This window comes from Rhodococcus sp. IEGM 1408, assembly GCF_033142235.1.
Taxonomy (GTDB): domain Bacteria; phylum Actinomycetota; class Actinomycetes; order Mycobacteriales; family Mycobacteriaceae; genus Dietzia.
In genome coordinates this window covers 262,792-281,995 of sequence record NZ_JAWLRW010000003.1, presented here as the reverse complement: position 1 = coordinate 281,995, position 19,204 = coordinate 262,792, and the positions used below count along the sequence as shown (strand labels likewise).

Annotated in this window: 18 protein-coding genes; 13 read left to right on the top strand and 5 right to left on the bottom strand. The window is 72.3% G+C overall.

Going from position 1 to position 19,204, the window contains the following annotated elements; all coding sequences use genetic code 11:
* The first annotated feature begins 18 nt into the window (after positions 1 to 18).
* The 3 genes from R4P08_RS06565 (at position 19) to R4P08_RS06555 (ending at position 3,212) form a co-directional block, all read left to right on the top strand.
* Complete coding sequence (locus tag R4P08_RS06565; protein ID WP_317812972.1) at positions 19 to 1,305, top strand: 5-(carboxyamino)imidazole ribonucleotide synthase; 1,287 nt, start codon at positions 19 to 21, stop codon at positions 1,303 to 1,305.
* A 28-nt stretch (positions 1,306 to 1,333) separates the two neighbouring features.
* Positions 1,334 to 1,846 carry a 5-(carboxyamino)imidazole ribonucleotide mutase gene (gene purE, locus R4P08_RS06560; protein WP_317812971.1) on the top strand — a complete coding sequence of 171 codons (513 nt, stop codon included), beginning with the start codon at positions 1,334 to 1,336 and terminating at the stop codon, positions 1,844 to 1,846.
* Between the two features lie 196 nt (positions 1,847 to 2,042).
* Positions 2,043 to 3,212 (top strand): acyl-CoA dehydrogenase family protein, encoded by a 1,170-nt coding sequence (locus R4P08_RS06555; protein ID WP_317812970.1) that lies wholly within the window; start codon positions 2,043 to 2,045, stop codon positions 3,210 to 3,212.
* A gap of 86 nt (positions 3,213 to 3,298) precedes the next feature.
* Here the strand turns inward: R4P08_RS06555 and R4P08_RS06550 are convergent, their stop codons facing one another.
* Together R4P08_RS06550 and R4P08_RS06545 are read right to left on the bottom strand one after the other, a co-directional pair.
* Positions 3,299 to 3,985 carry a TIGR03089 family protein gene (locus tag R4P08_RS06550; protein WP_317812969.1) on the bottom strand — a complete coding sequence of 229 codons (687 nt, stop codon included), beginning with the start codon at positions 3,983 to 3,985 and terminating at the stop codon, positions 3,299 to 3,301.
* Positions 3,986 to 4,054: 69 nt separating this feature from the next.
* A complete protein-coding gene (locus R4P08_RS06545; protein WP_317812968.1) occupies positions 4,055 to 5,608 on the bottom strand; it encodes an LCP family protein in 1,554 nt (517 codons plus the stop codon).
* Between the two features lie 179 nt (positions 5,609 to 5,787).
* Between R4P08_RS06545 and R4P08_RS06540 the strand changes: the two genes are divergently transcribed.
* Together R4P08_RS06540 and R4P08_RS06535 are read left to right on the top strand one after the other, a co-directional pair.
* A complete protein-coding gene (locus tag R4P08_RS06540) occupies positions 5,788 to 6,666 on the top strand; it encodes a glycosyltransferase family 2 protein (protein ID WP_317812967.1) in 879 nt (292 codons plus the stop codon).
* Positions 6,667 to 6,843: 177 nt separating this feature from the next.
* Complete coding sequence (locus tag R4P08_RS06535; RefSeq protein WP_317812966.1) at positions 6,844 to 7,956, top strand: NDP-sugar synthase; 1,113 nt, start codon at positions 6,844 to 6,846, stop codon at positions 7,954 to 7,956.
* Between the two features lie 25 nt (positions 7,957 to 7,981).
* Here R4P08_RS06535 and R4P08_RS06530 read toward each other — a convergent pair whose 3' ends face one another.
* Both R4P08_RS06530 and cofD read right to left on the bottom strand, forming a co-directional pair.
* Positions 7,982 to 9,400 carry a coenzyme F420-0:L-glutamate ligase gene (locus tag R4P08_RS06530; protein ID WP_317812965.1) on the bottom strand — a complete coding sequence of 473 codons (1,419 nt, stop codon included), beginning with the start codon at positions 9,398 to 9,400 and terminating at the stop codon, positions 7,982 to 7,984.
* Positions 9,397 to 10,476 (bottom strand): 2-phospho-L-lactate transferase, encoded by a 1,080-nt coding sequence (gene cofD, locus R4P08_RS06525; RefSeq protein ID WP_317812964.1) that lies wholly within the window; start codon positions 10,474 to 10,476, stop codon positions 9,397 to 9,399. The genes R4P08_RS06530 and cofD overlap by 4 nt, the downstream gene beginning before the upstream one ends.
* A 307-nt stretch (positions 10,477 to 10,783) precedes the next feature.
* On the opposite strand from cofD, the gene R4P08_RS06520 reads away from it, so the two are divergent.
* Positions 10,784 to 11,095 carry a WhiB family transcriptional regulator gene (locus R4P08_RS06520; RefSeq protein ID WP_317812963.1) on the top strand — a complete coding sequence of 104 codons (312 nt, stop codon included), beginning with the start codon at positions 10,784 to 10,786 and terminating at the stop codon, positions 11,093 to 11,095.
* A gap of 38 nt (positions 11,096 to 11,133) precedes the next feature.
* Here the strand turns inward: R4P08_RS06520 and R4P08_RS06515 are convergent, their stop codons facing one another.
* The gene (locus R4P08_RS06515) at positions 11,134 to 11,586 is read right to left on the bottom strand and encodes a metallopeptidase family protein (protein WP_317813127.1); all 453 of its coding nucleotides are present in this window, start codon (positions 11,584 to 11,586) and stop codon (positions 11,134 to 11,136) included.
* Between the two features lie 235 nt (positions 11,587 to 11,821).
* On the opposite strand from R4P08_RS06515, the gene R4P08_RS06510 reads away from it, so the two are divergent.
* The 7 genes from R4P08_RS06510 to mtrA all read left to right on the top strand — a co-directional run bounded on the left by R4P08_RS06510 (position 11,822) and on the right by mtrA (position 19,192).
* Complete coding sequence (locus R4P08_RS06510; protein ID WP_317812962.1) at positions 11,822 to 12,298, top strand: DUF3499 domain-containing protein; 477 nt, start codon at positions 11,822 to 11,824, stop codon at positions 12,296 to 12,298.
* A 159-nt stretch (positions 12,299 to 12,457) separates the two neighbouring features.
* A complete protein-coding gene (locus R4P08_RS06505) occupies positions 12,458 to 13,834 on the top strand; it encodes a phosphomannomutase/phosphoglucomutase (protein WP_317812961.1) in 1,377 nt (458 codons plus the stop codon).
* Positions 13,827 to 14,921: a hypothetical protein gene (locus tag R4P08_RS06500; protein WP_317812960.1), complete on the top strand. Its 1,095-nt coding sequence runs from the start codon at positions 13,827 to 13,829 to the stop codon at positions 14,919 to 14,921. The genes R4P08_RS06505 and R4P08_RS06500 overlap by 8 nt, the downstream gene beginning before the upstream one ends.
* A gap of 3 nt (positions 14,922 to 14,924) precedes the next feature.
* On the top strand, positions 14,925 to 16,166 hold the full coding sequence (manA, locus tag R4P08_RS06495) for a mannose-6-phosphate isomerase, class I (RefSeq protein WP_317812959.1): 1,242 nt from the start codon (positions 14,925 to 14,927) through the stop codon (positions 16,164 to 16,166).
* A gap of 62 nt (positions 16,167 to 16,228) precedes the next feature.
* Positions 16,229 to 17,695: an adenosylhomocysteinase gene (gene ahcY / locus R4P08_RS06490; protein ID WP_317812958.1), complete on the top strand. Its 1,467-nt coding sequence runs from the start codon at positions 16,229 to 16,231 to the stop codon at positions 17,693 to 17,695.
* A gap of 13 nt (positions 17,696 to 17,708) precedes the next feature.
* A complete protein-coding gene (locus R4P08_RS06485; RefSeq protein WP_317812956.1) occupies positions 17,709 to 18,347 on the top strand; it encodes a dTMP kinase in 639 nt (212 codons plus the stop codon).
* Positions 18,348 to 18,511: 164 nt separating this feature from the next.
* Positions 18,512 to 19,192, top strand: a complete 681-nt coding sequence (gene mtrA / locus R4P08_RS06480) for an MtrAB system response regulator MtrA (protein WP_411741170.1) — start codon at positions 18,512 to 18,514, stop codon at positions 19,190 to 19,192.
* Positions 19,193 to 19,204: the final 12 nt, after the last annotated feature.

The following is a 19,204-nucleotide window of genomic DNA, read 5'->3' as shown; positions in this document are numbered from 1 at the left end:
CCCGGCTCACGTGAGAACATGGGCGACGTGAACGACGACTCGCGCATCCGCCGCAATCCGCTCGGCACCCCCGTCGTGGCGATGATCGGGGGCGGACAGCTCGCCCGCATGACCCACCAGGCCGCCGTGGCCCTCGGCCAGACGCTCCGCGTGCTCGCCGCCGACCCGCAGGACCCGGCCGCGCAGGTCACGCCCGACGTGGTGATCGGCGCCCACGACGACCCGGACGCGGTGCGCCGCGCCGCCGCCGGCGCCGACGTGATGACGTTCGACCACGAGCACGTCCCGCCGGAGATCCTCCTGGAGCTCGAGTCCGCCGGCGTCGCGGTGCGGCCGCGCGCCTCGGCGCTCATCCACGCCCAGGACAAGCTGGTCATGCGCCGCGCGCTCGCCGAGATCGGCGCACCCGTCCCGCCGTTCACCGCGGTCGACACCCTCGACGACGTCCGTCGCTTCCACGCCGAGCAGGAGGGACGGATCGTCCTCAAGGCCGCGCGCGGGGGCTACGACGGCCGCGGCGTGTGGATGCCGGACTCGCTGGCGGAGGCCGAGCGGATCGCCGGCGAGCAGCTCGAGGCCGGGGTGCCGATGATGGCCGAGGCCCGCGTGCCCTGGACCCGCGAGCTGTCCGCGATGGTCGCCCGCTCGCCGTTCGGGCAGGGCGCGGTGTGGCCGGTCGTGGAGACCGTCCAGCGCGACGGCATCTGCGCCGTCGTGGTGGCCCCCGCCACGGGGCTCGACGACGACCTGCGCTCCGCCGTCCAGGCCACGGCCCTCCGGTTGGCCGAACACCTCGACGTGACCGGGGTGATGGCCGTGGAGCTCTTCGAGGTGATCGGCTCCGACGGCCGGCCGGGTGTGCTGATCAACGAGCTGGCCATGCGACCCCACAACTCCGGCCACTGGACCATGGACGGCGCCACCACCAGCCAGTTCGAGCAGCACCTCCGGGCCGTCCTGGACTACCCGCTGGGTTCGACCGTGCCGACCGCGCCCGTGACCGTGATGGCCAACGTGCTGGGCGCCCCGCAGGCCCCGGAGATGAGCATGGACGAGCGGGTGCACCACCTCGCGGCCCGCTTCCCACACGCCAAGGTCCACCTCTACGGCAAGTCGGAGCGCCCGGGACGCAAGGTCGGACACGTCAACGTCCTCGCCGATCCGGGCGTCGACCCGGAGGACGCCGACCAGGTGGCGGCCGTCCGCGCGGTGGCCGAGCACGCCGCCCACTGGCTCTCCCACGGGGAGTGGGCTGACGGCTGGGACCCCCACTCGGGGGCGCCGGTCGGGGACTTCGACCGCTGACCGAAACAGGACGACGAGAGGCTTGACGATGACCGAGCGACAGGGCGGGCCGCAGGTCGGTCTGATCATGGGCAGCGACTCCGACTGGCCGACGATGGAGGCGGCCGCCGAGGCGCTCGCGGAGTTCGATATCCCCTTCGAGGTGGGGGTGGTCTCCGCACACCGGACACCGCAGAAGATGCTCGACTACGCGAACTCGGCCGCGGGCCGGGGGATCAGGGTGGTGATCGCCGGCGCCGGTGGTGCCGCGCACCTGCCCGGGATGGTCGCCTCGGCCACTGCGCTGCCGGTCATCGGCGTGCCGGTGCCCCTGAAGTACCTCGACGGCATGGACTCGCTGCTGTCGATCGTGCAGATGCCGGCCGGGGTCCCCGTGGCCACCGTGTCGATCGGCGGCGCCCGCAACGCGGGGCTGCTGGCGGTCCGGATCCTCGCCGCCTCCGACCCCGCCCTCCTGGCCCGGATGGAGAGCTTCCAGGCCGACCTCGCCGCGATGGTCGAACGCAAGGACGCGGCACTGCGGGAGAGCCTCCTCGGCTGACCGCCCGGGGCCCGGGGGTGCTCGCCCCCGGGCTCCTCGGTCGGATATCTGCTGGTAAATTGGGTGACCGGGCACGGTCCGTCGGAACCCGCGGCGATCATGACGGCCCGACGCGCGCAGAGGGCATCGCCGGGAGGACCCGGTCCGGTGCCCGCCGCGCGATCAGCACCGACGACGACCCCTTGGAGGCCCGCACATGTCCGGTAACCCCGATTTCGACCTGTACCGCCCGGCGGAGGAGCACGAAGAGCTCCGGGCCGCGATCCGCGCCCTCTCCGAGAAGGAGATCGAGCCCCACGCGGCGGACGTCGACGAGCGGGAGCGGTTCCCGCAGGAGGCGCTCGACGCGCTCAACGCCTCGGGCTTCAACGCCGTCCACGTCCCGGACGAGTACGGCGGCCAGGGCGCGGACTCGGTGGCGGCCTGCATCGTCATCGAGGAGGTCGCGCGGGTCTGCGCGTCGTCCTCCCTCATCCCGGCCGTGAACAAGCTCGGCACGATGGGGCTGATCCTGGCCGGCAGCGAGGACCTCAAGAAGAAGGTCCTGCCGGAGATCGCCGAGGGCAAGATGGCCTCCTACGCCCTGTCCGAGCGTGAGGCCGGTTCGGACGCCGGGGCCATGCGCACGCGCGCCCGCCAGGACGGCGACGACTGGATCCTCAACGGCAGCAAGGCATGGATCACGAACGGCGGCAAGTCCACCTGGTACACGGTCATGGCCGTGACCGACCCGGACAAGGGCGCCGGCGGTATCTCGGCGTTCATGGTCCACGCCGACGACGAGGGCTTCGGCGTCTCCAAGACCGAGAAGAAGCTCGGTATCAAGGGTTCGCCCACCGCCGAGCTGTACTTCGAGAACGTCCGCATCCCGGGCGACCGGATCATCGGTGAGCCGGGCACGGGCTTCAAGACCGCGCTGCAGACCCTGGATCACACGCGCCCGACCATCGGCGCGCAGGCCGTGGGCATCGCCCAGGGCGCACTCGACGCGGCGATCGCCTACACCAAGGAGCGTAGGCAGTTCGGCAAGGCGATCTCGGACTTCCAGAACACGCAGTTCATGCTGGCGGACATGGCGATGAAGGTCCAGGCCTCGCGGCTCATGGTCTACACCGCCGCCGCCAACGCCGAGCGCGGATCCGCCCCGGGCGGCGAGAAGCTGGGCTTCATGGCGGCCGCCTCCAAGACCTTCGCCTCGGACGTCGCGATGGAGGTCACCACCAACGCCGTACAGCTCTTCGGCGGCGCCGGTTACACCCGTGACTTCCCGGTCGAGCGCATGATGCGCGACGCCAAGATCACCCAGATCTACGAGGGCACCAACCAGATCAACCGCATGGTGATGGCCCGCCAGGTCCTGGCCTGATCACCCGGGGGCGTCCGCGTCCCCGGATCGGCGCACGAGAGCCGCTACTCCTCCACGGGGTGGCGGCTCTCGTCGGTGTAGTGCGACTAGAGGGTGAGAGTGGTGCGCTCGGTGGACGCCACGTCGGCGACTCCGGGCGCGTCGGCGTCCGCGCCGGTGACCAGGACCGCCGAACCGCCCGAGGCGAACACCCGGGCGAGGACGGTCACCACATCGTCGCGCTCGCGGCCCGCGATGAGCGCCCGACCGGACAGTGCCGGGTCCGCCAGCAGGTCCACGGCCACGCCGTCGAGCGCGAGCGCACTCCCGCCCGAGGGCACGAAGGCGTCCGGGTGGATGCGGCAGGCCTCGGCGAGGTCGGTGACCCCGGGCGGCACCTCGACACCCACAGAGGACAGCGGCCGGCCCATCGGGTCGGTGGTCATGAGGAGGGTCTCGACGTCGGTGGGATGGAGGTCGAGACGATCGGGGACGGTGATGACGGCGACGGCGTCGTCGGCCGGGCGGGTGCTGATCTCGGCGCCGGCCCACCAGGCGCCCAGCAGCACTCCGGCGGTGAGCCAGTGGGCCGGGAGATCGCACACCACCACGTCGCCCGGGGCGACGCCCAGCTCGTCCCGCAGCAGCCCGGCGATCTTGGCCGCCCAGTTCGCGGTCGAGGTCGCCGACAGCTCGATGCGCGACGGGGTCTCGAGGTCGTAGTGGGTGACCATCGGCGCTCCCGGGTCCGCGGCGAGGAGCGGCTGGAGCACGATGTCTGCGGCGGTCTTCACGGGGGTGTTCCTCTGGTCGGTGTTCAGGTGACGCGGGGTCTGTTGACGCGGGGCTAGTTCACGCGGGGGCTAGTTCACGCAGGGGGCGCTGGAGCCGCCCGCGTCGAAGGTCGGCCGCTGCGCGATGGACGGCGGCAGGGGAGCGTAGGTGGTCGTGGCGGGGAACGCGGACTCGACCCCCGCGGACTCGCCGGTGGGTCCGCTGTAGTCCTCCGCGAGCACCACGCGGACAGAGCCGGCGGGGACCGCGGGGTCCACCTGGACGGGCAGTCCGCCGAGCGCGTCGGAGACGGCAAAGGCCGCGGCGTCGTCTGCGGAGCCCGCGGCGACGTGCGAGGTGTAGGCCGCGGCGGGATCCGAGAGCAGGTCGCCGGTGCCGTACCCGAGCTCGGTGAGGGCACCGGAGACCTGGGCCGCGAGGCCGTCGATCGCGGTGGTGTTGACCACCGACACCGTGATCGCGGCGGGGTCGGCCCCGGGCGCCGCCGTGGCGGATTCGGAGACCTCCGTGGACTCCTCCTCGGAGCTGGCAAAGCTCCCGACGAACTCGGCGACCTGGGCGGGGTCCACCGTGACGATGGACTCACCCCACTCGGTGACGGAGTCGATGCTCGTCACGGGGATCGTCTCGAAGCGCACGTTTCCGCCGCTGATGTCCTGGAGTTTCATGGCGAAATCCACGAAGTCCCAGTTCTCGTCGATGACGAACGAGCGCTTGGCGGCGTCGGCGAGCGCGCTCAGTTTGGAGGGGTCGGAGAGTGTGCCGGCCGAGAGCGTCTTCTTGACCAGCTGGGACATGAACACCTGCTGGCGGACGATCCGGTCCAGGTCGCCCGCCGGGAGGTCGTGGCGCTGGCGGACGAAGCTGAGCGCGTCGGACCCGGAGACGGTCTGGACACCGGCGCGGAAGTTCGCGCCCGACAGCGGTTCGTCGACGTCGGCGTTCAGACACACCTCGACGCCGCCGACCGCGTCGGTGAGCAGGACGAACCCCAGGAGGCCGATCTCGGCATAGTGGTCGACCTCCACGCCGGTGAGGTCGCGGATGGCGTTGATGAGACCGTTGCGGCCGGCCTGGACCGCGTCGCGTTGGTCGTCCTGGGTGAGTGAACCGTCCGGGCTGGCGTCGACGGCGTCCTGGAGGAAGGCCTCCTTGTTGGCCGAGTACACCCCGTTGATCTTGCTCCCGCCGACGCTCCGGGTCTCCACGTACACATCGCGCGGGATCGAGATCGCGGTGGCGGAGCTGCCGTCCTCGGGGATCCGGATGAGCAGGATCGTGTCGGTGTTCTCGCCGTCCTCCTCGCCGGTCCGGATGGTGGCCAGCTCTTCCTGGCTCAGGGGGTTGCCCTGGGCGTCGGTGCGGTTGTCGGTGCCCACCAGCAGGATGTCGACGGCGCCGTCGAGGCCGCCGTCGCCCACGTCGAGGCCTCCCGCCGAGGACATATCCGAGTTGAGGTTGTTGAACAGCGACCACCCGACGCCCGTGACGAGGAGGCACAGCACGGAGACGAGGGCGGCCACGACGCGGCCGATCCGGGACGCCAAGGGGCGGGCGGGGGTCGCGTGGCGCCGGCCGCGGGTCGGGGCGCGACGAGGCGTCGCGGGCTGCTCGGCGGTCATCCACCGTCCTTGTCGTTGAATCGAGGCGATCAGGCCGAGCCCTGGAACGGGTGGGACAGATCCGCGGATGGCGCCGCCGGCGCGGCTCGCGAGCCACTTGGGCCGCTGATAACGATCCCACGGTACCGCGCCGCGCGCCGGGCGTCGGAATCGGCAGCGCGCGTCGTAGTGTGTCTGGCGTGACGACCCGACTACCCGTCGTGACGGTGACCTATTCTCCCGGCGACCACCTCAACCGCTTCGTCGAGACCCTGCCCGGGGCCACGACGCGACCGGTCGGTCTGGTGATGGCGGACAACGGTTCGGTGGACGGCGCGCCCGAGGCGGTGGCTGCCGCCCACGACTTCGCCGAGTTCTTCCCGACCGGCGGGAACCTGGGGTACGGCACGGCGATCAACCGGGCGGTGACGGAGATCGCCGGGCGCCCGGAGGAGTTCGACCAGGAGTTCGTCCTGGTGGTCAACCCCGACGTGCGCTTCGAGCCCGGATCGGTGGACGCCCTCCTCGCCGCCGCCCGGCGGTGGCCCCGGGCGGGCGCGGTGGGGCCGCGCATCGCCGAGACCGACGGATCGGCGTACCCCTCCGCCCGCGCGGTCCCGCGGCTCGGCGCCGGCATCGGCCACGCCGTCCTGGGCCCGGTGTGGCCCGGCAACCCCTGGACCGCCCGTTACCTCGACGACGCGGACATGGACACCGAGCGCACGGCGGGGTGGCTGTCCGGGTCGTGTCTGCTCCTGCGGCGGGAGGCGTTCGACGCCCTCGGCGGATTCGACGAGCGCTACTTCATGTACCTCGAGGACGTCGACCTGGGCGACCGCCTCGGTCGCGCCGGCTGGCAGAACGTCTACGTGCCGTCGTCGGTCATCCACCACGACCAGGGCCACGCGGCCAGGACCGTGCCGGAGTTCACCCTCCGGGCGCACCACCGCAGCGCGTACCTCTTCCAGGCCGACAGGCATCCGCACGCCTGGCAGGCGCCGATACGCTGGGTGCTCAGAGCGGGCCTGGCGCTGCGATGTCGTCTCGCGATCCGATCCGCTCGGCGCGCCCTGCGCTGAGCCGGGACCAGACCGGACGATGACCAGACCGGACGACGACCGCCGGACGACGACCAGACCGGACGACGACCGCGCTGAGCGACAGACAAGCTGAGCGCCGACCAGAGAAGACAACCGGCCTCACGGGGCCCGCGCGACCGCGCGAACCCCGGGGCCCCAGACAGCGGGAGCTTTGAATTGACGTCGACTACCTCCGAGAACGCCGGGCGGGGCGACCTGATCCCGGACACCGAGGCGGTGGTCCTGGTAGGCGGCAAGGGGACCCGCCTGCGGCCGCTGACCATCTCGGCACCCAAGCCGATGCTGCCCACCGCGGGCCTGCCCTTCCTCACCCACCTGCTCTCCCGGATCCGCGCGGCCGGCATCCGTCGCGTCGTGCTGGGGACCTCATTCAAGGCCGAGGTGTTCGAGGAGTACTTCGGGGACGGCTCGGACCTGGACCTGGAGCTCTCCTACGTGGTGGAGAGCGAGCCCCTGGGCACCGGCGGCGGCATCCGCAACGTCCTGGACCACCTCACCGCCTCGACGATCATGGTGTTCAACGGTGACGTGTTGGGCGGGACGGATCTGACGCAGATCCTCGACCTGCACCACGCCAAGAACGCCGACCTCACCATGCACCTGGTCCGGGTCTCGGACCCCCGCGCGTTCGGGTGCGTGACCACGGACACCGACGGGCGCGTCCTGGAGTTCCTGGAGAAGACCCAGGACCCGCCGACCGACCAGATCAACGCCGGCTGCTACGTCTTCCGACGGGAGCTCATCGAGCAGATCCCCGCGGGCGTCCCGGTCTCCGTCGAGCGCGAGACCTTCCCCCACCTGCTCTCCGAGGGCAAGCGGGTGTACGGCTTCGTCGACGCGGCGTACTGGCGCGACATGGGCACCCCCGAGGACTTCGTCCGCGGGTCCTCGGACCTGGTCCGGGGCATCGCGCCCTCACCGGCACTCGGTGGCCACGTGGGTGAGGCGCTCGTCCACGAGGGGGCGGGCGTCGGAGCCGGCGCCGTCCTCGTCGGCGGCACGGTGGTCGGCCGCGGCGCCGAGATCGGGGCCGGGGCGCGCCTGGACGGGGCCGTGGTCTTCGACGGCGCCCGCATCGAGGCCGGCGCGACAGTCGAGCGCTCGATCATCGGCGCGGGGGCGCGCATCGGGCACCGCGCGCTGATCCGCGACGGCGTGATCGGCGACGGCGCCGACGTGGGCGCCCGCTGTGAGCTGCTGCGCGGCGCCCGGGTGTGGCCCGGCGTGGTGATCCCGGACGGCGGGATCCGCTACTCCACCGACATGTAGGCGCTGACCGCGCACATGTAGGCGCCTACTCCACCGACAGGTAGGCGTCCCCGGCCGGCCGGGGCTCCCGCTCGGGGACCGGATCGGCCGGGACGCCGATGGCCACGGACCCCAGCGGCCGCCACGACCCCGGCAGGCCCAACACCCGCCGGGTGGTCTCGGCGGCGAAGATCGTCGAACCCACCCAGCACGAGCCCAGACCCCGCGCGGCCAGGGCCACCAGCAACGACTGCACAGCGGCGCCACCGGCGACGGTGAACATGGCCTCCTCGCAGGCGCTGCGGCGCGGGTCCGGGTAGTCGTGCGCCCCCGCGGAGTCGTCGACGAACGGCAGGACCAGTTCGGGGGAGGTGCGCAGCAGATCGCCGCGGGCCATCCGCCGGTCCAGGACGTCGCCGGAGTGCCCGTCGGCCCGCAGGTCCGCCTCCCAGTCCGCGCGCAGCGCGTCCAGGAGCCGGGTGCGCGCGTCCCCGGAGACGCGGACGAAGCGTATCGGGGTGCTGTGGTGCGGCGCGGGCGCGGTGAGCGCGTCGGCCACGGCCTCGGCGAGCAACTCAGCGGGGACGGGCTCGTCGGCGAACCGCCGCACGGAGCGACGCCCGGGGACGGCCGCGCGCCGCCCCTGCGCCAGCGCCTCGGCGGTGCCCAGCCGGAAGAGGTCCGACGCGCTGTCCCGGATCAGGTCGCGGGCCCGCTGCGGGGAGCCGCTCTCGTCGTCGTCATCTCCGAGCAGCAGGTGGTCCAACCCGCGGATCACCGCGACCGGCCGGGCGCCTAGCTTGCCCTTGACCAGGTCGGCGCCCGCCGCGATCTCGTCGGCCACGGCGACGTCGGTGACCCAGAGCTCGTTGCCCTGGCGGTCGACGGCACCGTCGTACCCGACCGACACCCGCAGTCCCGCCGCCCCGATCGCGGCGTCGGTCTGACCGGTGCGCCAGGCCCGGCCCATCGTGTCGGTGATGACCACGGCCACCCGCGCCCCGGTGAGGCGTCGCAGGTCGCGGGCGAGCGCGACGGCGGAGGCGTCGGGGTCCTCGGGCAGCAGTGCGAGCTCCCCGGAGTCGACGTTGGAGCCGTCGATGCCGGCGGCGGCCTGGACGATGCCGAGCCGGTTCTCGGTGATGAGCGTGCGGTTGACGCGCGCCACCACCCGGACGGACTCCTCGTCGACCAGGCGCCGGCGTAGCGCGTCCCGCTCGTCGGGGTCGGTGGGGGCGGCCACGATCCGGCCTTCGGTCTTGGAGACCACCTTGGAGGTGAGCACCACCACGTCGCCGTCGGTCAGCCCGTGCGGGTCGCCGGTGAGCGCGCCGGCGAGGATCCCCGCCAGGTCGTCGCCCGGCCGGAACTCCGGCAGGCCGTCCGGAGCCCAGAGAAGGACGTCCGCGGGGGCGGCGTGTTCCCCCGACCAGTGGCGGACCTCGGGGATCGCGCCGTCGGTCATCGGTCGGACCGCGCGGGGACCTCGGGGACCTCCAGGCCGGCCAGTTCGATCGCGGCGGCCACCATGGCGGCGGTGGCGTCCGGGTCGGTCATGAGCAGCGGCGCCTCGCGGACGGCGATCCCGGCCACCTCCCCGCCGGCGTCCGTGGTGCCGCCCGTGGGGCCGTCACCCGGGGCGACCAACCAGCCGTCGAGCAGGCCGGTGCCGGAGCGGGCGCCGAAGTGCCGGGCGACGGCCAGGGCGGACGTCTCGACGCCGATCGCGGTGAGGCACGCGTCGGCCATGCCGCGCAGCACCGCGCCGCCGATGATCGGGCTGACGCCCACGACCGGCGCGGACGTGCTGCGCAGCGCGGCGCGGATCCCGGGGACGGCGAGGATCGCGCCGACGGAGACCACGGGGTTGGAGGGGGCGACGACGACGAGGTCGGCCGACGCGATGGCCTCGAGCGTCTCCGCGGTGGGCCGGGCGGCCTCGGCGCCGATCTGCACGAAGCCGGAGGCCGGCAACTGCGCCCGGTGCCGGACCCACCACTCCTGGAAGTGGATGGCCTTCGAACCGGACCCGTCGGCGGAGTCGTCGGGGACCACCACGTGCGTCTCGCAGCGATCGTCGGTGACGGGCAACAGGCGGACGCCGTGGGAGTCACCGAGTTGCCAGCGGACGGACAGCGCCTCGGTGACGTCGGTCAGGCGGTAGCCGGCGCCGAGCATCTGGGTGCGCACGAGGTGTGTGGCCAGGTCCTTGTCCCCGAGGCCGAACCAGTCGGGCTGGACGCCGTACGCGGCGAGCTCCGCCTTGCAGTTCCACGTCTCGCCCGCGTGCCCCCAGCCGCGCTCGGGGTCGATGCCCCCGCCGAGGGTGTACATGCAGGTGTCCAGATCGGGGCAGATGCGGACACCGTGCATCCAGGCGTCGTCACCCACGTTCACGACCGCGTCCACGTGGTGCGGTGATGCCGCACCCGCCGGCGCGCCGTCCACACCGCCGCTCGCGGGGTCCAGCCCGAGCAGTCGGCGTGCGCCGAGCAGGAAACGGGCGCCACCGACGCCGCCGGCCAATACACAGATCCTCACGTCGCCCCACAGTAGTGACGAGGGGGCGAGCCGGTCCGGGTGGGCCACGGGGCCCGGCCCGGTTGGGCTACGGGGCCCGGCCCGGTTGGGCTACGGGGCCCGGCCCCGGTGGACCCCGGGAGCGTGGTCCACGCCACACCGATCCCGGCGTGTCACGGGCCGCCCATCGGGGTGAAAATGCTAGGTATCGCCGATTTCGCTTGACCTTCGCGACTCGCATGTGTGTAATCACAGGTGTGTCATTCCACCGGGAGCGGCACTACCGGCCCGGCATTCGCATGAGCGACGAGCAAAGTAACACGAAGGGATGACCGTGGATCGACAGTCACGCACCGCGGCGGGACCAGAACTGGCCCTGGTCGACCTCGGCGCCCCGTCTCTCTTCCTGGAGGACGAGGAGGAGAGCTGGCAGGAACAGGCTCTCTGCGCGCAGACCGACCCCGAGGCGTTCTTCCCCGAGAAGGGCGGATCCACTCGTGAGGCCAAGAAGATCTGCACGGGATGTGAGGTCAAGGCCGAGTGCCTCGAGTACGCCCTGGCCAACGACGAGCGCTTTGGCATCTGGGGAGGCCTGTCCGAGCGCGAGCGGCGCCGGATCAAGCGCGAAGCCGTCATGTGAGCTGAGTCTTCACGAAGCCTGACCGCCCCACGGGGCGGTCAGTTGTCGTTGGGGCCCGCCTCGACCTCGTCGGGAGAGATCTCGAGGTGTTGCGAGACGAGCTCCACCAGGACCGAGTAGACCAGGTCGCGCAGATCGTCCCCGTCGGGCGCCCGGTGGGTGAGCGGCCGCCTGAACAGCACCAGCCGCGCCCGCGTGGGCTGGCCGGACCGGTCGACCCCGGCGGGGACGAGTCGCGCGAGCGGGACCAGTCCGTCGGCCACGACCTCCTCCGGCCACGACTCACCGGGCTTCAACCGCATCCTGGGGACCATGTCCACCGCGAGGTCCAGGTGCACCAGGCGGGAATGCCAGTGCTGGTCGATCTCGGCGAACGCCTCGAGCGCGGCGGAGTCGAACTCGGCGGCCCTGCTCCGCCACCGGGGGACCTCCGGGGGCAGGATCGGGCCCCGCGGGCCGTGCCCGCGCCGGTCGGCGCGCCGCGAGGTCACCACACGCGGGCCCCGGGGACCGGGATCCCCGGGGAAGTCCCGCACCGAGATCCGACTGCCCGCGCACACGTCGGACTGGCCGGCACCGGGGATCGCGTTCCCTGTGGGCGGCCGTCCGGGAACGGGGGCGGTCGGGGTCATGGCGCGAGGATAGCCCCCGGTGGCCGGGGCCGCCGGTACCGGCGCGGCGGGTCGCGGCCCGTCATCCGGTCCGGCGCGGCTACTCTGGGGCCTCGTGAGTGAGAACCGTCGTTGCTGCCGCCCCGGGTGTCCCAATCGGGCTGTCGCCACGCTCACCTACGTCTACGCCGACTCCACGGCCGTGGTCGGCCCGCTGTCGGCCGCCCGGGAGCCGCACTCCTGGGACCTGTGCGCCGCGCACGCCCTGCGCATCACCGCCCCACGGGGTTGGGACCTGGTGCGCCACCCGGACATCGACACCTCCGCGGAGGACTCCGACCTCACCGCCCTTCTCGACGCGGTGGCCGGCGGGCCGATCGGCGGGCGGCGGACGGGCGCGGCACTGGTCGACGCCGACCGCCTGCGGCGACTGGGGGTCTCCGACCACGGCCCGTTGCTCGCCGCAGCACCGGAGGAGCCCTCCGGCGCCCGCCCCCACCTCCGGGTGGTGCCCAACCCGCCCGAACGCGGCGAGAACCCGTCGGTCGAGACGGATGCGGGTACGCGGCAGCCGGGGCCCGGCGTCGGCTGACCGGTACGCCGCCGGGAGGAGCCCCGACATCGCGCGGCCAACCCATCGCGCGGAGCCCCCATCTCCCACAGACCACATCGCGTGGAGACCACACGGCGACCCCCGCGGGTAGTGTCATCGACGACACAGTCCGACCGCCTCTCACCCCTGGAGCAGCACGTGGCACGCACCGCCGAGTCCGTCCGAGCAGTCATCAAGGCCTACGACGTCCGAGGCGTCGTGGGCGAGCAGATCGACGAGGACTTCGTCCGCGAGGTCGGGGCGTCGTTCGCGCGCCTCATGCGGTCGGAGGGCGCGGGCACCGTGGTGGTCGGTCACGACATGCGGGACTCCTCGCCGGCGCTGTCACAGGCGTTCGCGGCCGGCGTCACCGCGCAGGGCCTGGACGTGGTGACGATCGGCCTCGCCTCGACGGACCAGCTCTACTACGCCTCCGGCATGATCGACTGCCCCGGTGCCATGTTCACCGCGAGCCACAACCCGGCCCGGTACAACGGCATCAAGCTGTGCCGCGCGGGCGCCAAGCCCGTGGGCCAGGAGTCCGGACTCGGCGTGATCTCGGACGAGCTGATCGAGGGGGTCCCCGAGTTCGACGGCGCAGCCGGCACCGTGTCCGAGCGCGACGTCCTGACGGGCTACGGGGAGTACCTGCGGGGACTGGTCGACCTGTCGGGCGTCCGGCAGCTCAAGGTGGCCGTCGACGCCGGGAACGGGATGGGCGGTCACACCGTGCCCGCCGTGCTCACCGGGCTCCCGCTCGAGATCGTCCCGCTGTACTTCGAGCTCGACGGGAACTTCCCCAACCACGAGGCCAACCCGCTCGAGCCGGCCAACCTGGTCGACCTCCAGGCGCTCGTCCGCGAGAGCGGCGCGGACATCGGGCTGGCCTTCGACGGCGACGCCGACCGCTGCTTCGTGGTGGACGAGCGTGGGGAGCCGGTCGCGCCGTCGGCCATCACGGCTCTCGTCGCCGGGCGGGAACTCGACAAGGAGCCCGGCGCCTCGATCATCTACAACCTCATCACCTCGCGTGCCGTGCCCGAAATCGTGGAGGAGAAGGGCGGCGTAGCCATCCGCACCCGGGTCGGCCACAGCTTCATCAAGGCGCAGATGGCCGACACCGGTGCGGTCTTCGGTGGCGAGCACTCGGCGCACTACTACTTCCGGGACTTCTGGGGCGCCGACTCCGGGATGCTCGCCGCCATGCACACCCTCGCCGCGCTGGGCGAGCAGGACACGCCGCTCTCCCAGGTCATGGCCGAGTACACCCGCTACGCCGCCTCGGGGGAGATCAACTCCACCCTGGATTCGGCGGAGGCACAGGCAGAGCGCATGGAGGCGGTCGTCACCGCGTTCACGGGTCGGTCGGTGTCGATCGACAGGCTCGACGGCGTGACCGTGGACCTCGGGGACGGCTCCTGGTTCAACCTCCGGGCCTCCAACACCGAGCCCCTGCTCCGCCTCAACGCCGAGGCGCCCACCGGGGAGGACGTCGCCGCGGTGGTCGACGAAGTCCTCGCGATCGTCCGTGCCTGACCTGACCAGCGATACCGGGGCCGGCCGGGTCGACCTCGACGACGCCGACGCCCTCAGGGCCGCCGACGCCACCGGCGCCCTGCTCCACGCCTCCATGGCGGGGGCGCAGATCCGCGCGGTGGCCACGGCCGCCGACGCGGGTGCACTCGACGAGCTCACCGGCTTCCGGCCGAGGGCGCTGGTGTGGGTGTCCGGGCGTTCGACCCGGGCCCGCCATGCCGCCGCGATGGTCGCCGCCCTCGCGGAGGTCGTCGGCGGGTCCGCGGTACCGCCGCTGGTCCACGCCCATTCGCTCCCGGCCTGGGTCGGCTCGCTGGACGTCGTCCTGGTCTCGGGTGACGACGCCGGAGACCCGGATCTCGCGTCCGCCATCGACACCGCCGCCCACCGGGGTGCGTTCGTCGTGGCGGACGTGCCGCGGGAGGGTCCGGTGGGCGAATCCGGCGGGGGACGGGCCACCTGGCTCGAGCCGCTGCCGTACCTGCCCCCGCACCGCGGGGTGGTGCGCCACCTGGCCGCCGGGATGGCGGTCCTCACCGCGCTGGGCGCGGGTGGCCTCGACGTGGGCGCGGCCGCGGACGCGGTGGACGCCGAGCTCGAGGGCCTGGGGCCCGACCTCGCGACGCCGGTCAATCCGGCCAAGCTGCTCGCCACCTCGGTCGCCGGCTCGGACCCGGTCGTCTGGATCCACTCGGACCCGGTGTCCGCCGCCTATTGTGACCGGGCCGTGGCGGCCTTCTGTGACGTCGGCCGGGTCACGGCGTCCTCCACCGTGTGGGACTCCGTACGTTCGCAGGCCGAACGCGACCAGGGCCGACCCCCCGTGGACCCCCTCGCGAGCCTGTTCCACGACGACGAGTTGGACGGAGCGCGTCAGGATGCGCCCGTCCGGCACCTCGGTATGGTGTTGGGCGCGGACGATCACCTCGTCCGGATGGCCGCGGGTCCGCTCGCGGAAGTGGAGTGGATCACCGACCGCGGTCGGGACACGGCCGACGACGCGTCGGCCCCGTTGAGCGGAAAGGTTGCCGCGCTCATGGCGAGGACCGAACTATCCGCCGCGTACCTGCTGGTCGGGGGGTTGTGAACCGTGGTGGCTCTCAGCCCGGTGGTCCAGGCGTACGCGTGGGGTTCCCGGACCGCTCTCCCCGAACTGTGCGGTACGCCGTCCCCCGCACCGCACCCGGTGGCCGAACACTGGTTCGGTGCCCACGACTCCGGCTCGTCGCTCTGCCCTGACGGTCGCGGGTTGGACGCGCGCATCGCGGCGGACCCGGTCGGCGAGCTGGGCGAGCGGGTGGTGGCCGGGCACGGAGGTGGCCTGCCGTTCCTGGTCAAGCTGCTCTCGGCCGAACAGGCGCTCTCGCTCCAGGCGCACCCCTCCCCGGACAAGGCGCGGGAGGGTTTCGCCGCGGAGGACGCCCGGGGGATCCCCGTCGACGCCCCTGACCGCAACTACCGGGACGTCAACCACAAGCCCGAGATCCTGGTGGCACTGACCGAGTTCCACGCGCTCGTGGGGTTCCGTCCCGTGGACCGCACCGTCACCCTGCTCGACGCGCTGGACGTGCCCGCGCTGCGTCCCTACCGCGACATGCTCCACGGGCAGCCGGACGCCGCGGGCATCCGCGCGGTCTTCACCACGTTCATCACGATGCCGCACCTGGCGTTGGCGACGGTCGTGTCGGACCTGGTCACCGGGGCCGTCGGGTACCTCACCGCGGCGGGGGTCGAGGCCGAGTGGGCGGCGGAGGCGAAGACCGTCGTCGAGCTGGCGGAGCGCTATCCCACCGACCCGGGGGTGCTGGGGGCACTGCTGCTCAACCGGGTCGCCCTCCGGCCCGGACAGGCCGTCTATCTGGGACCCGGTCAGCTCCACGCCTACCTCCGAGGGGTGGGGGTGGAGGTGATGGCCAATTCCGACAACGTCCTGCGGGGCGGCCTCACACCCAAGCACGTCGACGTCCCCGAACTGATGCGGGTGTTGGAGTTCGCCCCGCTGGTCGATCCGACCGTGCGGGCGGAGCCGGCCGGCCGAGAGATCCCCGGTGAGATGGCGTACCCCACGCCGGAGCCTGACTTCGCGCTCTCCCGCATCGACCTGATCCCGGGTGCGGCGCCCGTCTCCTACCGGCCGGATGGCCCGGAGGTCCTGCTCTGCACCTCCGGCCAGGCGAGGGTGTGCGAGAACGGGGTCTTCGAGACCCTCGGTCCGGGCTGCGCCGCCTGGGTGCCCGCCTCGACTCCCGAGGTGGTGCTGGACTCCACCGGGGGGGCCACCGTCTTCCGGACGCGCGTCGGCGAACCGGCGACGGGGACGCAGCGCGCCTGAGCCGCCGGGTTAGGCTGGCGGGTAAGTGTTATTTCGCAAGCTATGAGGAGCTGGTCGCACACATGTCTGCTGATCTCCAGGTGCAGTCCGTCAACGGTGTCGAGTTCAAGGTGGCGGATCTGTCGCTGGCGGAGGCGGGCCGCAAGCAGATCCGCCTGGCCGAGCACGAGATGCCCGGTCTGATGGCCCTGCGCGAGGAGTACGCGGCAGCCCAGCCGCTGGCCGGTGCCCGGATCGCGGGCTCGATCCACATGACGGTGCAGACCGCCGTCCTGATCGAGACGCTGACCGCGCTCGGCGCCGAGGTCCGCTGGGCCTCGTGCAACATCTTCTCCACGCAGGACGAGGCGGCCGCCGCGGTCGTGGTGGGCCCCGAGGGCACCCCGGAGGCGCCGGCGGGCGTGCCGGTGTTCGCGTGGAAGGGCGAGACGCTCACCGAGTACTGGTGGTGTGCCGAGCAGATCATGACCTGGACGGACGCCGAGCCCAACATGATCCTCGACGACGGTGGCGACGCCACCATGCTCGTGATCAAGGGCAAGGAGTTCGAGCAGGCCGGCGCGGTCCCCTCCGACGACACCGCCTGGTCGGCGGAGGAGAAGGTCTTCCACGCGCTGCTGCGCGAGTCGGTCCCGGCGAATCCCGGCAAGTACACGGCCATCGCGGAGGCGGTCATGGGCGTGACCGAGGAGACCACCACCGGCGTACTGCGCCTGTACCACTTCTTCGCCGAGGGCGTGCTGCCGTTCCCGGCGATCAACGTCAACGACGCGGTCACCAAGAGCAAGTTCGACAACACCTACGGCACCCGCCACTCGCTGCTCGACGGCATCAACCGGGGCACCGACGTGCTCATCGGCGGCAAGAAGGCCCTGGTGTGCGGCTATGGCGACGTGGGCAAGGGCTCCGCCGAGGCGCTGGCCGGTCAGGGTGCGCGCGTGCAGGTCACCGAGATCGACCCCATCAACGCCCTGCAGGCGCTCATGGACGGCTTCGACGTGGTGACGGTCGACCAGGCCATCGAGCACGCCGACATCGTCATCACCGCCACGGGCAACAAGGACATCATCACCTTCGAGCACATGAAGCGGATGAAGAACAAGGCCATCCTGGGCAACATCGGCCACTTTGACAACGAGATCGACATGGCCGGCCTCGAGTCCGCCGAGGGCGTCACCCGCATCAACATCAAGCCCCAGGTCGACGAGTTCGTCTTCGACGACGACGGCCGCTCGATCATCGTGCTGTCCGAGGGCCGTCTGCTCAACCTCGGCAACGCCACCGGCCACCCGTCCTTCGTGATGTCCAACAGCTTCTCCGATCAGGTCATCGCCCAGATCGAGCTGTTCACCAAGGCCGACCAGTACCCGATCGGCGTGCACCTGCTGCCCAAGATCCTCGACGAGAAGGTCGCCCGCCTGCACGTCGAGGCGCTCGGCGGGACGCTCACCCGTCTGGCCAAGGACCAGGCCGAGTACATCGGCGTCGACGTCGAGGGCCCGTACAAGGCCGAGCACTACCGGTACTGATCTCCGGTCACCGGTGAGCGCGCGGCTGGTCGTCGTCGAGGGGCTCGACGGCGCGGGTAAGAACACCCTGACCACGGCCCTGGTCGGTGAGCTCACCGACCGGGGTGTGTCGGTCGGCCGCCTCGCGTTCCCCCGGTACGGAACTCTGCACGCCGACCTGGCCGCCGATGCCCTGCACGGCGGCCAGGCCGGGACCGCGGACTCGCCCCACGCGATGGCCCTGCTGTTCGCGATGGACAGGCACGCCGCCCTCGGGGAGCTTCGGGAACTCCGCGCCGAGCACGACGTGGTCCTGCTCGACCGGTACGTGGCGTCCAACGCCGCGTACACCGCGGCCCGGCTCGGACCCGGACGGGAGGCCGAGGTGGTCGACTGGATCGGCGCGCTCGAGTTCGACCGCCTGGGATTGCCGGCGCCGGATCTGCAGCTCCTGCTCGACACCCCCGTCGCCGTGGCGGCCGCGCGGGCGGGCTCCCGGGAGGCGGCCGACCCGGGCCGGACCCGGGACCGCTACGAGCGGGACGCGGCCCTCCAGGCGGCCACGGGGGAGGCCTACCGTCGGCTCGCCGCCTCCGCATGGCGCTCGCCCTGGCGCGTCCTGGGGGCCGACCCCGACATCCCCGAGCTGGCGGACCTCGTCGTCGGGCGCTGAAATTCCGAGCGCAGGACCCCGGACCTCGCCGGAGGCCGAGCCGCGACCACGAATCGGCGAGGTGGCCGGGTAGGGTGCGATCCAGGAGTACGGCCCGCGAGGTGCCCCGTGTGACCCCGCGACGCCGCTCCGCCCCGACACTTCCGCCGACTCAAGTGGTGACCATGACCCCGAAGATCCTCGTCGTCGACGACGACGCCGCACTGGCAGAGATGCTCACCATCGTCCTGCGGGGCGAGGGGTTCGAGACCGAGGTCGTGGGCGACGGCGTCCACGCCATCGAGGTGTTCCGTGCGGCCCAGCCGGATCTGGTCCTCCTGGACCTGATGCTGCCCGGCAGGAGCGGGATCGACGTCTGCCGGGACATCCGCGGTGAGTCTCGGGTGCCGATCGTCATGCTCACGGCCAAGACGGACACGGTCGACGTGGTGCTGGGCCTGGAGTCCGGTGCGGACGACTACATCATGAAGCCGTTCAAGCCCAAGGAGCTGGTGGCCCGGATCCGTGCCCGGCTGCGCCGGGGCGAGGACGAGCCGAGCGAGCTGCTGCACATCGGTGACGTGACGATCGACGTCCCCGCGCACACCGTCACCCGCGACGACACGCCGATCCCGCTCACCCCGCTGGAGTTCGACCTCCTGGTCGAGCTCGCGCGCAAGCCCCGCCAGGTGTTCACCCGTGAGGTGCTCCTCGAACACGTCTGGGGCTACCGCCACTCGGCGGATACCCGCCTGGTCAACGTCCACGTCCAGCGCCTGCGCGCGAAGATCGAGAAGGACCCGGAGAACCCCGAGGTCGTCCTGACCGTGCGCGGCGTCGGCTACAAGGCGGGCCCGGTCTCGTGACCGCCGGTCGCT

Coding starts and splice junctions, on each gene's coding strand:
- R4P08_RS06520 (WP_317812963.1), top strand. CDS start 10,784: ATGACCGTGGATCGACAGTCACGCACCGCGGCGGGACCAGAACTGGCC.
- R4P08_RS06545 (WP_317812968.1), bottom strand. CDS start 5,608: ATGACCGCCGAGCAGCCCGCGACGCCTCGTCGCGCCCCGACCCGCGGC.
- mtrA (WP_411741170.1), top strand. CDS start 18,512: ATGACCCCGAAGATCCTCGTCGTCGACGACGACGCCGCACTGGCAGAG.
- R4P08_RS06530 (WP_317812965.1), bottom strand. CDS start 9,400: ATGACCGACGGCGCGATCCCCGAGGTCCGCCACTGGTCGGGGGAACAC.
- R4P08_RS06565 (WP_317812972.1), top strand. CDS start 19: ATGGGCGACGTGAACGACGACTCGCGCATCCGCCGCAATCCGCTCGGC.
- ahcY (WP_317812958.1), top strand. CDS start 16,229: ATGTCTGCTGATCTCCAGGTGCAGTCCGTCAACGGTGTCGAGTTCAAG.
- purE (WP_317812971.1), top strand. CDS start 1,334: ATGACCGAGCGACAGGGCGGGCCGCAGGTCGGTCTGATCATGGGCAGC.
- R4P08_RS06555 (WP_317812970.1), top strand. CDS start 2,043: ATGTCCGGTAACCCCGATTTCGACCTGTACCGCCCGGCGGAGGAGCAC.